The 15,683-nt window shown below is 36.0% G+C and carries 9 protein-coding genes; 7 read left to right on the plus strand and 2 right to left on the minus strand.

What is annotated here, in order from left to right:
- The first annotated feature begins 8 nt into the window (after positions 1 to 8).
- The 6 genes from yicI to BW929_RS07140 all read left to right on the plus strand — a co-directional run bounded on the left by yicI (position 9) and on the right by BW929_RS07140 (position 11,357).
- Positions 9 to 2,366, plus strand: coding sequence for an alpha-xylosidase (gene yicI / locus BW929_RS07115; protein ID WP_076544679.1), 2,358 nt, complete (start codon positions 9 to 11; stop codon positions 2,364 to 2,366).
- A gap of 129 nt (positions 2,367 to 2,495) precedes the next feature.
- A complete protein-coding gene (locus tag BW929_RS07120; protein WP_076544680.1) occupies positions 2,496 to 3,575 on the plus strand; it encodes a GGDEF domain-containing protein in 1,080 nt (359 codons plus the stop codon).
- Between the two features lie 164 nt (positions 3,576 to 3,739).
- A complete protein-coding gene (locus BW929_RS07125) occupies positions 3,740 to 4,768 on the plus strand; it encodes a LacI family DNA-binding transcriptional regulator (protein WP_076544681.1) in 1,029 nt (342 codons plus the stop codon).
- 169 nt (positions 4,769 to 4,937) lie between these two features.
- Positions 4,938 to 7,616 carry a GH36-type glycosyl hydrolase domain-containing protein gene (locus BW929_RS07130; RefSeq protein WP_076544682.1) on the plus strand — a complete coding sequence of 893 codons (2,679 nt, stop codon included), beginning with the start codon at positions 4,938 to 4,940 and terminating at the stop codon, positions 7,614 to 7,616.
- Between the two features lie 27 nt (positions 7,617 to 7,643).
- Entirely contained in the window at positions 7,644 to 8,066 is a 423-nt protein-coding gene (locus BW929_RS07135; RefSeq protein ID WP_076544683.1) for a WxcM-like domain-containing protein, read from the plus strand.
- Between the two features lie 36 nt (positions 8,067 to 8,102).
- Positions 8,103 to 11,357: a hypothetical protein gene (locus BW929_RS07140; RefSeq protein ID WP_076544684.1), complete on the plus strand. Its 3,255-nt coding sequence runs from the start codon at positions 8,103 to 8,105 to the stop codon at positions 11,355 to 11,357.
- Positions 11,358 to 11,498: 141 nt separating this feature from the next.
- On the opposite strand, the gene mgrA is transcribed toward BW929_RS07140, so the two are convergent.
- Positions 11,499 to 12,491 (minus strand): L-glyceraldehyde 3-phosphate reductase, encoded by a 993-nt coding sequence (gene mgrA, locus BW929_RS07145; protein ID WP_076544685.1) that lies wholly within the window; start codon positions 12,489 to 12,491, stop codon positions 11,499 to 11,501.
- 127 nt (positions 12,492 to 12,618) lie between these two features.
- A complete protein-coding gene (locus BW929_RS07150; protein WP_076544686.1) occupies positions 12,619 to 14,007 on the minus strand; it encodes a glycosyltransferase in 1,389 nt (462 codons plus the stop codon).
- A gap of 248 nt (positions 14,008 to 14,255) precedes the next feature.
- Here BW929_RS07150 and BW929_RS07155 point away from each other — a divergent pair, with 248 nt between their 5' ends.
- Positions 14,256 to 15,644 (plus strand): SLC13 family permease, encoded by a 1,389-nt coding sequence (locus BW929_RS07155; protein WP_234978073.1) that lies wholly within the window; start codon positions 14,256 to 14,258, stop codon positions 15,642 to 15,644.
- Positions 15,645 to 15,683: the final 39 nt, after the last annotated feature.

Raw genomic sequence — 15,683 nt, forward strand, 5'->3', positions numbered from 1 at the left:
GGCAGAAAATGAAATTTACAGAAGGATACTGGCACAGAAGTGAGAGATCAAATCCAGTTTATGCCGCTCAGGCCTATAAGATTGAAAAAATAAAAAATGGTATGCGGGTGGTTGCCCCTGAGAAAAAAATTGAGTCACGAGCTGATGCTCTTAATGTGGGGACAATAACTGTAGAATTTACCTCTACTGCTAAAAATATTATTAGTGTTAGAAGCTATCATCATCAGGGTTATGAAGTAAAGGATGTCGAATTTGATAAAAATACTGACCCTCAGCCTGTAGAAGTAGAAATCAATGAAAAAGAAGCTTTAATGAAAGTCAATGAAATAACCATAAGAATTGATCGAGAGCATTGGAATTATCAGTTTGAAGCTGAAGGAGAAATATTAACTTCCTGTGGCTTTAGAAATTTAGGTTATATGCGCTACGATAGGGAAATTTCTTCAATGCTGCCCGGAGACAACTATCTGAAGGCAGATTATGATCCTTATATGCTGACAGAATTATCTCTGGCTCCTGGTGAATGTGTATATGGACTGGGAGAACGCTTTACTGCTTTTGTCAAAAACGGTCAGGTAGTAGAAACCTGGAATGAGGATGGAGGAACTTCTTCTCAGGTAGCATATAAGAGCATCCCTTTTTATATGACCAGCCGCGGTTATGGAATTTTAGTCGATCACGCAGATAATGTTTCCTTTGAGGTGGCAAGTGAGAAAGTGGAATATGTAGGATTTTCTGTTCCGGGAGAAGAGCTGAGATATCAATTTATCTACGGTAAAAATAACAAAGAAGTTCTGAGCAATTATACAGCTTTAACCGGCAGACCAGCTTTACCGCCTGCCTGGTCATTTGGACTCTGGCTTTCTACTTCTTTTACTACTGATTATGATGAAGAAACAACGACCTCCTTTATCCAGGGGATGAGAGATAGAGATATTCCCCTGGATGTATTCCATTTTGACTGTTTTTGGATGGAAGAGCTGAACTGGACAAATTTAGAGTGGGATCAGAGAATTTTCCCTGATCCGGAAGCAATGCTTAAACGCTATCACGAAAAAGGATTAAAAATTTCAGTCTGGATTAATCCCTATCTTGCCCAGGGAACAGAAATGTTTAAAGAAGCACAAGAATATGGTTATTTATTGAGCCGAAAAGATGGAAAGGGTGTTAAACAGATTGATAATTGGCAGCCCGGGATGGCTCTGGTTGATTTTACCAATCAGGAAGCTGCCGAATGGTTTCAGGGGAATTTAAAACATTTACTTGATATGGGAGTGGATTGCTTTAAAACTGATTTTGGTGAAAGAATCCCGGTAGATGTAGAGTATTATGATGGTTCCAAACCAGAAGCAATGCATAATTATTATACTCACTTATATAATAGGGCTGTTTTTGAAGTTTTAGAAGAAGTTAAGGGAAAAGAAGAAGCTGTTTTATTTGCCCGTAGTGCTACAGCTGGTGGTCAGCAGTTTCCTGTTCACTGGGGAGGAGATAGCACAGCCAGCTATGCTTCGATGGCAGAGACTTTAAGAGGAGGATTATCTTTTGCCATGTCAGGATTTTCGTTCTGGTCCCATGATATTGGTGGTTTTGAAAGGACAACCAATCCGGATTTATATAAGCGCTGGGTGCAATTTGGTCTGCTTTCTACCCACAGCCGCCTGCATGGTTCTGAGTCTTATAGAGTTCCCTGGAATTTTGACGAGGAATCAGTTGAAATTTTAAAGAAATTTACTAAATTAAAAATGACTCTGATGCCTTATCTTTATTCAATGTCAGTAAAGGCTAAAGAATCTGGGATTCCGGTAATGAGACCTATGGTGCTGGAATTCGAAAGAGATCCAGCTGTCAAATATCTTGATATGCAGTATATGCTGGGGGATTCATTACTGGTGGCCCCTATTTTTAACAAAGCTGGCAGCGCCGAATATTATTTGCCAGCAGGAAGCTGGACTCATTATCTTACGGGAGAGGTTAAAGAAGGTGGCCGCTGGTATCAGGAAAAATATGATTATAATTCACTACCTCTTTATGTCAGAGAAAATACTATCCTTCCGGTGGGAAGCAGAAATGATAGGGCAGAATATAACTATCAAAATGACTTAACTTTGAAGCTTTATCAGCTGCAAAATAATAGAAAGGCTGAAGTCGAAATTCCAGATATTTACGGTAAAATAGCTCTAAAAGTTGAAGCCAGTAAAGAAAAAGATAGAATAATAATTAAAATCTCTAAATTAGCTGAAAATCTAAAAATAAAAATTTACGACTTTAATGAATTTAAAGCTGTAAATGGAGCAGAAGCAGAAATAGAAGCTAATATTTTAAAGCTATCAGCGTTAGAAAAAGAAGTTGAAATTAGATTATAAGAACTTTATTTTTTGAATGGCAGTTTCTTCTGAAGCTGTCATTTTTTTATGTATTATGATATAATTAAAAAAATTAGTAACTAATCTTAATTAACTTATAATAAATAGTTGACAGAGGGAGTAATAGTTATGGAGAAAGCACCTTTAACAAGAGAAAGTCTTGAAAATAAGATATTTAAGACCATCTTATTGTTTGGCTTAATTATTTCTCTGCTGAACATAGTTATTAATTCTTTAATTGGTTTCAGTCTGATAATAAATTTCAAATGGATGGTTATGGCTGGACTCTCATTTTTAATTCTGAGCTTTATTAAAAAAGAATCATTTAATATTTTTAAATTAAAATTAAGCTATTATCTCTTTTTAATTTTTCTTTTTCTACCATTTTCCTGGTTTCAGTCAGGAGGAAGTAAGAATAACAGTCTTTCTTATATATTCCTTATTTTAATTTCAATTACTTTTTTGTTTAAGAAACCCGGACTTAGAAACAATCTAGTTTTTAGTCTGATTTCAGTATTCATGCTAATGTTTACACTTTCACATTATTTTCCCGAACTTTTAATCACTCATAGTGAAAAGGCTCAATTTTTTGATAAATTGATTCAGACTCCAATTGTATTATCAGCTTCCTATCTTTTGCTGCTGCAGTTTGCTAATGCTTATAATCAGGAGAAAAGTAAGCTGGGACTTTCAACTAAAAAGTTAAGACTGGCTAACAAAAAGTTGAAAAATCTGGCTAATCGTGACTCACTAACTCAAAAATATAATAGGCGAGCATTTGATCGGGAAATTAGAAATATTTTCAAAGAGCAGCTGCATTTAAAAAAAAGTATTACATTAATTTTATTTGATATAGATAATTTTAAAGATATCAATGATAATTTTGGTCATGATATTGGAGATGAAGTGCTGGTTACACTTGCTGATAAATTGGAAAAAATAATGCCTGCCCAGAGCATGATTTCTCGCTGGGGTGGAGATGAATTTGCCGTAATCTGCTATAAAAGTGAAATAGAAGCTCAGAGCTTACTTGACAAATATTATAAAGAAATTGAAGATCTGGGTGATGAACGGGGAATTAAAATAACTGTTAGTGCTGGTTTAAGTAGATTGCAAAAGGGAGATCAGGTCAAGACACTTTTTAAAAGGGTTGATGATATTTTATATCAATCTAAAAAAGAAGGTAAAGCACAATATAAATTGGCTTAAATTAAGAGAAATCAGGGAACAAAAATATTTTTAAAAAATGTTTTTTTCTCAATTGTTAGAAAATTCGTTTGACAAAATAAATACCATATACTATACTAATATTAGTTTTTGGGATCGCTCCCGGCTATTAACTAAATCCTTTTAGTTGAGAAGTGAGGTTACAAATGAAAAATAAAAATATTGATATTTATAAAATTGCAGAATTAGCTGGAGTTTCAAAAAGTACTGTTTCCAGAGTAATCAACGATAAAGCTGGGGTTAAAGCCTCAACACGCGAAAAAGTTGCGCAGGTGATTAAAGATTTAAATTATAAACCAAATAGTTCTGCCAAGGGTCTTGCCAGTAAAAAAACACATACGATTGGCCTTGTAATTTCCGATATTACAGATCCCTTTTTTGCAATGTTTGTAAAAGGGGCAGAAAAAAAGGCTATGGAAGCTAATTATAATATGATGCTAGCCAACAGTCACTGGGTAGTTGAGGAAGAGTTAAAATGTATTCAGATGTTTGAAGAAGGTAGGGTTGATGGCATTTTAATGATCAGTGGTGGAAGTGAAGAAAAGCTGGATAATTATTTAGATAATCTGGCAAGTAATAATTTGGATATTGTAGTAGTTGATAGAAAGATAAAAAATGAAAATATTCCAAAACTGAATTCTGATAATTTCGATGCTGGATATCGGGCAACAAAGTACTTAATAGATCTGGGTCACACCAAAATTGCCCATATTAAGGGAGAGGATATTGCTTCTTCCCATGCATCCAGGGACAGAGTGGCAGGTTATGAGAAAGCGCTTTCCGAAGCTGGAATTAAAGAAAAAATTATTTATCCTGGTTTTTTTGCTCGTAAAAAAGCATATCAGGTAACGAAAAAATTAATAACTGAACATTCAGAGGTAACTGCTATTTTTTATTCCTCAGATATGATGGCGATTGGGGGGCTTAAAGCTTTAAAGAATATGGGATTGAGAGTTCCAGAAGATATTTCTATTATTGGAATAGATGGCATAGAAATGTCCGCCTTAATGGATCCACCAATAACTACTCTATCTCAACCAGCTTTTGAGATGGGATATCAGGGTATGGAGAAGTTAATTAATAAATTAGAAAATGAGATTAATAACTCTCATTCTGAAGATTTAATCTTTCAGATGGAATTAATAGAAAGAGCTTCTACTAAAAAATTAAATTAATATGGAATAATATATAATTTTACTGCAAAAAAGTAAAATTATATTTTTAATAAATTTGGGAGCATTCCCGAAAAGCATTTAGTTAATAACACAAATCATAGAAGTTTTGATGATAGGATAAAAAGAGGCTTAAGTTAAGATAATATTTTTATAAAGGTAGGGTTTAAAAATGAGAAAACTGGATAAATGGAAATTTATCGGTGACAATGGAGAATTTAAAGTTGAAAATATTGACCAGAGCACTTACTTATATTTTCCCCTGGCAAATGAAGCAGAAATGATGTCGGCAATCACACCACGTCTGCACGGAGACATCAAGACGGGGCAGAACACCTTTGCAATGAGACCGGTATCTTTAGAGGACCTGCACAATACCAAATCTGCCAGAAACTTCTGGTTAAAAATTAATGACCAGCATGTCTGGTCAGCTGCAGGTAATTCTGCCGCTCAATTCTCAAACCAATTTAGTGATGAAGCTGAAGAGGATGTTGAGCTGGAAGCGGGTCTGCTCTGGCATAAAATTACCAGATCAAACTCGAAATTAAATGTGCAGTCAGAGATCACAAATTTTGTTCCTACTAATTCGGATACAGTAGAATTGATGCGGGTTAAGATTAAAAATACTGGTGCTGAGGAATTAAAAATTGAGCCAACAGCGGCAGTACCAATTTACGGACGTTCAGCTGATAACTTAAGAGATCACCGCCATGTAACTTCACTTTTACACAGAACTAAGACTATAGAAAGTGGAGTTGTTGTTAAACCGACTCTTTCTTTTGATGAGCGGGGACACAAGCAGAACGAGGTTTCTTATGCTGTTTTAGGTGGAGATGAAAATGGAAAAGCTCCAGCAGGATTTTTTCCAGTGCTGGAAGATTATATTGGTGATGGTGGTAATTTAGAGTGGCCGGAAGCTGTTGTAAAGAGTCTGGATAATTATCTGGCAGCCGGAGAAGAAATAGATGGCTATGAAACAGTTGGTGCTTTAAGGTTTGATGAAGTTACTCTTAAAGCAGGGGAAGAGATTTCCTATGTTTTAGCAGTAGCTATTGCAGAAGAAGATATTGATTTTGATCAGCTGGCAGCTAAATACTGCAGCGGAGATAAATTTGAGAAATACCTGACAGAAAACAGGGATTACTGGCAGCAAAAACTTGCTGTAGTTGACTTTGACTCTGCCGATCAGGAATTTGACCAGTGGATGAAGTGGGTAACCCTGCAGCCTATTTTACGAAGAATTTACGGCTGTTCTTTTTTACCCAGTCATGACTATGGACGCGGTGGACGCGGCTGGAGAGATTTATGGCAGGACTGTCTGGCACTGCTTTTAATGGAGCCGGAGCCGGTAAGCGATTTATTATACAATAACTTTTCTGGAGTTCGAATTGACGGCAGTAATGCAACTATAATCGGATCAGAGCCGGGAGAATTTAAGGCTGATCGAAATGATATCAAAAGAGTCTGGATGGATCACGGTGCCTGGCCTCTTTTGACAACGAAATTATATATTGATCAGAGCGGAGATTTAGAATTTTTGTTAAAAGAACAGAGTTATTTTGAAGCGGGCAGTGAACTTAAAGATAAAAATGATGAGATTTATCAGGGAAGTGTAATTGAGCATTTTCTGGTTCAGCACCTAACTCACTTTTTTGATGTAGGAGAACATAATAACTTCCTGCTTAAAAATGGTGACTGGAATGACGGCCTCGACATGGCGGAAAATAAAGGTGAAAGTGTAGCCTTTACGGCCCTTTACGGAAGCAATCTGCTTGAGCTGGCTGAACTTTTAAAGGCCCTGGCTGCAGAAAAATCAATTGAAAAGATTGACTTAGCCGAAGAACTGAGTATTCTGCTCGATACAATAGAAAGAGATTTTAATTATCAGTCAGTTGACTATAAAAGGGAAGTTTTAAGTGATTATCGCCGCACCTGTAAGCAGGGAATTAGCGGCCGCAAAATAGAAATTACTTTAACTGATCTGATCAGTGACTTAGAAAGCAAAGGGCAGTCTATTTTTGATCATTTAAATAAAAATGAATGGATTGAAACAGAAGCCGGAGATAAATTTTATAACGGTTATTATGATGACGACGGTCAGCGACTGGAAGGCGACCATCCTAAAGGAGTTAGAATGACTCTTACCGGACAGGTATTCCCGGTAATGGCAGGTGCAGCAGATGAGGATCAAATTCAGCAGGTTGTGGATTCAGCCGATAAATATCTTAAAGATTTAAGTGTTGGCGGTTATCGACTAAATACTGATTTTAAAGAACTTAAGACGAATCTGGGCCGCTTATTTGGTTTTGCCTATGGCCACAAAGAAAATGGAGCAATGTTCAGCCATATGGCAGTAATGTACAGTAACGCTCTCTATAAACAGGGCTTTGCTGAGGCAGGTCACAAAGTAATTGATTATATCTATCAGCACTGCAGAGATTTTGATACAAGCAGAACTTACCCCGGTATTCCTGAGTATATTAATCAGCGGGGAAGGGGAATGTATCCCTATCTAACAGGTAGTGCCAGCTGGTTACTTTTAACAGTAGTAACACAGATTTTTGGTGTCAGGGGTGAACTGGGTAATTTAATTATTGATCCTAAATTACTTAAATCTCACTTTGATGATCAGGGTGAAGCTGCAGTGAAAACTATTTTTGCTGACAAACTTTTAAATATTACTTATTTAAATACAAATCAGCTTGAAGCAGCTGAATATCAGGTTCAGGAAGTTAAAATTAATGGTCAGGCTGTAGGTTTTGAAAACAAAAGCAGAGCTGCAGTTATTGAGCGCAGTTTAATTGCTGACAGCGGAGAAGAAGAACTAAAAATAGAAGTAGTTTTGAGTTAAAAATTAATTCAACAGGAAAGTGATAATATGAGAAAAAGAGAAGAATTAATTGAAATTAAAAGCTATACAGAAGAAGGATATCAGCCGGTTATTGATTTTAATAGCTGGCGGGTAGCTGTTTTAAACTACTGTGAGGAGCTGCTGGTAGAAAATATAGATAAGATGCAGAAACACAATCAGACTGACGAAGTTTTTATTCTGCTTAAAGGAGAATGTACTCTTTTTCTGGCTGAAGGAGAAGAAGAGATTGAGAATATTTATGCTCAAAAAATGGAGCCCTTTAAGCTCTATAATATAAAAAAATCTGTCTGGCATACCCATACGCTGAGTAAAGAGGCGATGGTTTTAATAGTAGAAAATCAGGATACGGATCTCAGTAATTCTCCCGAAATTGATTTAAATCAGAATCAGCAGCAGCGTTTAGTAGAACTCAGTCAGAGTCTTTCTTAGCTTTTAACAAAGGCAAATCGTGCAGGAGGTTAAATGATGAAAGATGTCTATTCATTAAATAATGAAGGTCAATTTATTATAAAAAATTATCAGGATCAGAAAACATTTGCCAGTTTTCTGCCGGGGATTGCAGGTAAATTTGGTATTCCAATCTGGGCTTTCTATGTAAATCGCGGTCAGGGAATTGCAAGTTTTGGCTCTCGGGATAAGGATAATGCCATCATGGAGTTTTATCCGGCCAATAAATCCTATCAGAATGTGGCAACTAAAGGTTTTCGGACCTTTATCAAATTAAAAGAGGAAAATTTAGTTTATGAAGCATTTAGAAATTTAAATGAAAATATAGAAAGTAAGATGATTATTGAAGCGGATTCTCTAAAAATTGAGGAAGAAAATAATGAGCTTGGTTTAAAAACTACTGTCAGCTATTATATTCTGCCCAATGAGGATTTTGGAGCCCTGGTTAGAGAAGTCAAAGTAGAAAACACTTCTGATCAGGAAAGGGAAATTGAAGTTTTAGATGGAATGCCGATTTTAATTCCTTTTGGAATTGAAAATGGGGCTTTAAAAGAGGTCAGTCAGACTATTTCTGCCTGGGCTAAAGTAGATTCTTTTGAGACAAAAACTCCCTTTTATAAGCTGAGAGCTTCGGCTGAAGATGAGGCTGAAGTTAAAGAAATGACAGCCGGTAATTTTTATATTTCTTTTGAAAAGGGAAGCAGAAATCAACTTTTAACACCACTTGTCGACAGGGATGTAATTTTTGCTGAAAAGACCAGTCTGGAGACAGCACCGGGTTTTGCAAGAAAAAAACTGGCTGAATATCAGGGTGAACAGATTTTAGAAAATCGCTTCCCCTCAGCTATGGCAGCCACAGAAAAGAAATTAAAAGCTGGTGAAAAATTAGAAATTTCTTCAGTCTTTGGTAATCTGGCTGATGAAGAGAGATTAAGTGAAGTTAAAGATAGAGTTTTAGAATCTGGTTATCTAGAGCAGAAGCGTAAAGAGTCAAAAAAGATTCACAATTATTATGCAGATCATATCTTAACTGTCAGCGGCAATAAAGAGCTTGATGCTTACAGCCGTCAGACTTTTATGGATAACCTACTCCGAGGTGGTTTTCCACTCACACTGGGAAAAAATAATAAAAAGACTTATCATATTTTCTCCCGCAAACACGGTGATTTAGAAAGAGATTATAATGAATTTCTTTTAGAGCCCACATATTACTCTCAGGGAAATGGTAATTTTAGAGATGTTAATCAGAACAGACGCTGTGATCTCTATTTTAATCCGGAAATTAAGAGAGATAATCTAAAGGTTTTTGCCGATTTAATTCAGACAGATGGCTATAATCCCCTGGTAATTGAGGGAAGTAAATTTATCTTAACTAACAGTAATGCTCTTGAAAAAGTTATGGGAGAACTTACTGGTGAGGCAAAGGATAAATTTAGAAAGCGTCTGGAAAAAGCTTTTACACCAGGAGAAGTTGCTGTTTTCATTGACAGCCATAATCTAGAAACTAAAACTTCTCTTACTGACTTTATAGACCTTTTAGTTGAAGAAGCAGAAAGCTGGACAGAGGCTAAGTTCGGTGAAGGCTACTGGATTGATCACTGGACCTACAACCTTGATTTAATCGAAAATTATCTGGCTTTATATCCGGAAAAAAAGGAAAGACTCCTTTTTGAAGATCAGGATTATACATTTTATGATTCCCATGTTCGGGTAAAACCCCGCAGCGATAAATATTTCTTAACTGAAAATGGAGTTCGTCAGTATAATGCGGTTGCTGCAGACAAGAAAAAACAGGAAGAGATTGCTTCCCGCAGTAAATTTCCATACTATCTGCGAACTAAAAAAGGAGAAATTTATAATACCAGTCTTTTCAACAAGCTCCTTACTTTAGTGCTCAATAAAACTGCCAGTCTTGACCCTGCTGGAATGGGAGTCGAAATGGAGGCTAATAAGCCCGGTTGGTATGATGCTTTAAATGGACTGCCCGGTATTTTTGGCTCATCAATTGCTGAGACAATGGAATTACTGAGGCTGGTTAGATTTATGTCAGAGGCTCTATCTGAACTCAATTTGGAGACAGAAATTGCTCTGGCAGCAGAAATCCATGATTTCTTTGCTAATCTTGATCACCTACTAACTGAACTTAAATCTGATCAGGACTTCCTTTACTGGCAGCAGGCCGGTAAAATCAAAGAGGAATATAGGGAACAGGTGTTTGCCGATCTAACTGGCAGAGAAGTTGCAGTATCTATAAGAAAAATGATGGGCTTTTTAAATAAAGTTGAATCCAAACTTGAGCGGGCTGTAAGGCTGGCTGAAGAAGATAATGGACTCTTTACAATGTACTACAGCTATCAGGCTGAAGAATACGAAAAGCTCGGTCAGAGATCAGAAAATGGACTGGGAAAGGTAGCTGTTAAGAAATTTAAGCAGCACAGACTGCCGCCATTCCTGGAAGCTCAGGTAAGAGGAATGAAAATTTTAAAAGATGATCAGAAAGCTCAAAAACTTGCTAAAGCAGTTCAAAATAGTGAACTATTTGACGAGAAGCTTAAGATGTACAGAGTTAATGGTGATTTAAGTGCAGAAAGCTATGAGATTGGAAGAGCAAGAGCCTTCAGTCCTGGCTGGCTGGAAAATGGATCAATCTGGCTGCACATGGAATATAAATATTTACTGGAACTTCTAAAGAGTGGCTTATATGAAGAATATTATCAGGCAATCAATGATGCACTGGTTCCATTTCAGGATCCAAACAGATATGGTCGCAGTATTTTAGAGAATTCATCATTTATCTTGAGTAGTTTAAATGGAGACACTAAAAATCACGGCCGCGGTTATATAGCAAGACTCAGCGGTTCAACTGCCGAATATATCAATATGTGGTCTTTAATGGCCTTTGGTGAACAGCCATTTAAGTATGAGTTTGAAGAATTAATCTATCAGCCGGAACCAAAATTAAGCGCAGATTTATTTACTGAAGATGAAAGAAAAGTAAAACTGCAGCTTAGTGAAACTGAGACAGCTGAAGTAGTGATTCCGGAAGCGGCATTTGCTCACAGATTTTTAGGGCAGACTCTGGTAATTTATCATAACCCGAGCCGCAAAGATACATTTGGCGAGGATAAGGCCGAAATTTCAAAATACAAATTAACTGCCATTAATGGTAAAGAGTTTGAAGTTGAAGCTGGGGAGATAATTGGAGAACTTGCTTATCAGATAAGAAATAGAGAATTTGAAAGAATAGATATCTTTTTAGTATCAGGTTCCTAGAATGCTTTCTAGTGCCGGTTTGAAAAAGAAACTAAGACAAAAGATTCTACAAAATAATTAAAAGTTTTAAAAAAGGCTAAAGCCCTGAGCAGGGTTTTAGCCTTTAACTATCTTCATTAATTTTTTAGTATTCGCCACCAATTAGTCGGCTACTATTGCTTCAATTGCAGCCAGTTCTTCGTTGGTAAAGCCTGTGTTATTTAAAGTTCCAGCATTTTCGATAATCTGTTCAACCTTGCTGGCACCTACGAGAACAGAAGTAACTCCCTGTTCTAAGATCCAGGCTAAAGCCATTTGAGATAAACTCTGTCCTCTGTCAGCAGCAATATCATTAAGCTGTCTTACCTTGTCTAATTTTTCTTCAGTAATACTTTCTTCTTTGAGGAAGCCGCTTTCTTTGGCAGCCCTGGAGTCTTCCGGAATACCACCGAGGTACTTATCAGTTAAAAGCCCCTGAGCCAGCGGCGAAAAGATAATTGAACCCATTCCAACCTCTTCCAGTGTGCCTAAAAGATCTTCTTCTTCTGACCAGCGATCAAAAATTGAATAATTATATTGATTTAAAAGCAGATTAACTCCCATTTTATCTGCAACTTCTACAGCTGCTTTAGTTTGCTCGGAGTTATAATTAGAGATCCCTACATAGAGAGCCTTTCCCTGGTCCTGAATCTGTTTTAAAGCACCGATTGTTTCTTCAAGTGGAGTATCTGGATCCGGGCGGTGATGATAGAAAATATCTACATAATCAAGTCCCATTCTTTTTAAACTCTGATCAATACTTGAAATCAAATATTTGCGAGAACCCCATTCACCATAAGGTCCGGGCCACATATAATAACCAGCCTTTGAAGAAATAATTAATTCATCACGATAGGGTTTAAAATCTTTTTCCATTAAAATCCCCATTGTTTCTTCCGCAGAACCGGCCGGTGGTCCGTAATTATTGGCAAGGTCAAAGTGAGTAATTCCCAGATCAAAAGCTTTGCGCAGCATTTTGCGGGCATTTTCCAGAGTATCAACCCCACCAAAATTATGCCAGAGTCCTAAAGAAATTGCCGGAAGTTTTAGTCCGCTGTTTCCGGTGTAATTGTACTCCATTTTTTCATAACGATTTTCATCAGCTAAATAAGGCATCAAAAAACCTCCTTTTGGAATTTTTATTTTAATTTTTATTCAATTCTAATTTATATTATATCAAATAGGAGACAGTAATTAAATGTAAATTGACTACAATTAAACTGTAGAGATCAATTACAGATTATTAGTCCTTCAATCTTTGAAAAACAGTTAACAAATAGGCATAGGCTACATCAATATTCATCCACCAGCGCAGTAAAGTTCCCTTTAAAAAACCATATTTCTTTTCTTTTAGAGTTTGATAATATTCGAACTTTTGCCAGCTATAACCGTTTCCCTGTCTTTTTGCTATAAAATTCAGTCCGGCTTCGATACGATAGCGGTATTTAAAATGTTCAGGCAATTTATTCCAGAGTTCACGCCTTAAGGCTCTTTCACCAGAATTTAAAGCAAATAGAGTTACTGCTTTTTGCATAACGTTATTTCTTACTCCAATGAACATATCATATTTTCTTTTAACAACAGGTTGAACAATTTGCTCAACAATTTCTGGTGTCAGACCTTTTAAGTCAGCATCACAGAAAAATAAAATTTCTGCATCAGTATTTTCAACTCCCTGCTGCATTGATTGAGCTTTGCCCTGATTACTATTATTTTTTAATAATTTTACTTCCTTAAATCTGCTTACGACTTCGGAAGTATTGTCAGTTGAGCCATCATCAATTACTATAACTTCATTTAAAATATCAGTCTCAGTTAAAATATCTAAAACCCGACTAATATTTTGCCCCTCATTATAGGCTGGTATAATAGCAGCTATTTTATTTTCTTCTTTTTTCGTTTCTCTGCTAATCGATTTATAAAAATCCCTAATATTTTCGTAAATTTCAGAACTTTTATTTGAAAAAAATAGATTATGATTTTTATTATCCACAATTTTTATATAGTGAGGTGCCTCAATCTTACGGCTGATATAACCAATTGCTTTATAATTACCGATCGGATCATTTTTAGAATAGATGGTTAAAACAGGACAGTTAATTTTAGGCAGCTCTGTTTTTAATAATTTATTTGCTTTTTTAACAATTTTTAGACCATTTGCATGCATCTGTTTATAATAAAATGTTTGTTTTCGTATTTCCTTTTCCTGATTTGAGATCGGTTTTTCCCAGTATTTTTTGAAAAAGCTGAGTATTGATAATCCCGGTAAATTAAAAGGAAATTTTAATTTATAAGGGAGACAGACATTAAAGACCCCATCAACAGGAAATTTACTGGCAAAATACATTGCCATTTGAGCTCCAAAAGAAACCCCCCCGAGAATAATTTGTTCATATTTTTCTAAATCAGCTTTTAGCTCTGGCTCAATTTGATTAGTAAAATCTTTTAATTTGATATTATCAAGATCCTGAACTTGAGTTCCATGGCCCTTAAGCAGCATTACCTTAACATCGACTGCAAGGTTTTTAGACAAATATTCCGGTAAACCATTAAAATCGTTTGGGCTACCTGTGTAGCCGTGAATTAAGAAAAATAACGTTTTAGAATTTGATTTCAAATTAATAGTTTGCATAAAACCATCTCCATAATATATCATTTATGATTTATTATTAACCTCTTAATTTATTATATCACTTTATACCATAAATATTAAAATATTATTAAAAAATTCCATTAATAAATTATTAGCAGCTGAGTTTATACATAGATTTAATTAAAGTATTAATCGGGAAAATGGCAACTTTTTTGAAAACAATCCTGAGTAATTTGCTTTATTTTAACTTTTCTTGTAAAATAATTATATAGTCTAAAATTCAACTGGTGGTGGTTAAAATTAAGGACAAACGCACAGTTTTTTTATTTATTGGAATAGCAGTAGCTCTACTTATCTGGAATCTCGATCTACCCGGTCTTTCTTTAGTCGGACGGAAAATGTTTTCCATAACTCTGATGACAGTGATTTTCTGGGCTGCTAAAGTGGCTGATTCAGCTTATGTAGCAGCACTATTTTTGATGTTGATGTTAATTTTTGAGATTGCTCCGGCAGAAGAAGTCCTTTCTCTCTGGACTTCCCAGACGGTCTATCTGGTGATTGGGGCATATTTAATAGCAGCTGCAGTAGAGCAATCAGGTTTGGGGGAAAGGATTGCTTATAAATTTATTATTCACTTTGTGGATTCCTACAGGTCAATTATAGTTTCTATTTTTGCTCTAACCTTTCTTTTAAGTCTGATTATTCCACATCCCTGGCCGCGAGCATTTATCATTATGTCCGTTATGTCAGTAGTAATTGAAAATGCTGGAATTAACAAAAAGGATGCCTCCAAGATTGGGCTGACTGTTTTTGCAGCTTCCATTCCAATATCAATGATTTTTTTAACGGGGGAAAGTACTCTTAATTTTATGACACTGGAGTTTGCAGGAGTTGATTTAAGCTGGGGAAGATGGTTTTTATATATGGGAGCTCCAGCAGCACTGGCAGCTTTATTAACTATGTTAGTAATTTTAAAATTATTTCAGCCTGATGAAGAAGTGGAGATCAATAAAAAACAAATCGGGCAGAGATTATTAGACTTAGGGATGATGTCAGCAGAAGAGCAGCGGACAGTTTTCTGGTTAATCGTAGCTGTGGTTTTATGGATGACGGACTCATTTCATGGTGTTGAACTGGGGTGGCTTACCCTGACGATTGCAGTAATGATGAGCCTGCCAGTGAGTGGAGATATACTAAAAAAAGAAGACTGGAACCAGGTTCCAATCAAAGTCTTAATTTTTTTAACGGCAGCAGTAGCAATTGGTAAGGTAGGTTCTCTAACCGGGATGAATCAGTGGCTGGCTGAAGTAGTACTGCCGGCTCAAACTCCAAATAATATGTTGATTTTTGCCCTGATGACAGCTGGAATTTCGATCTTTCTACACATGTTTTTGGGAAGTGTAATTGCGGTGATGGGAATAGCTATTCCAGCCTTTATTATTTTTGCCAAAAGCTGTGGTATTAATCCATTGGTACCTGCTCTTTTTGTCTATACTGCAATTGGTACTCATTATATCCTCCCTTTTCATCATTTAAATATTCTGGTTGGAATGGGAAAAGAAAATGGTAATTACAGTGAAAAGAGTGTCATTAAGCTGGGCATTCCTCTAACAGCAGTATCTCTAATTACTGTTGTTTTTGAATACTTTTGGTGGCAGTTAACAGGTTTAATTTAATTAGTTTTTACAGGGGCAGGTGCAATATAATTTTAAGCC

The sequence above is a fragment of the Halanaerobium kushneri genome (genome assembly GCF_900156285.1).
In the GTDB taxonomy this organism is placed as follows: domain Bacteria; phylum Bacillota; class Halanaerobiia; order Halanaerobiales; family Halanaerobiaceae; genus Halanaerobium; species Halanaerobium kushneri.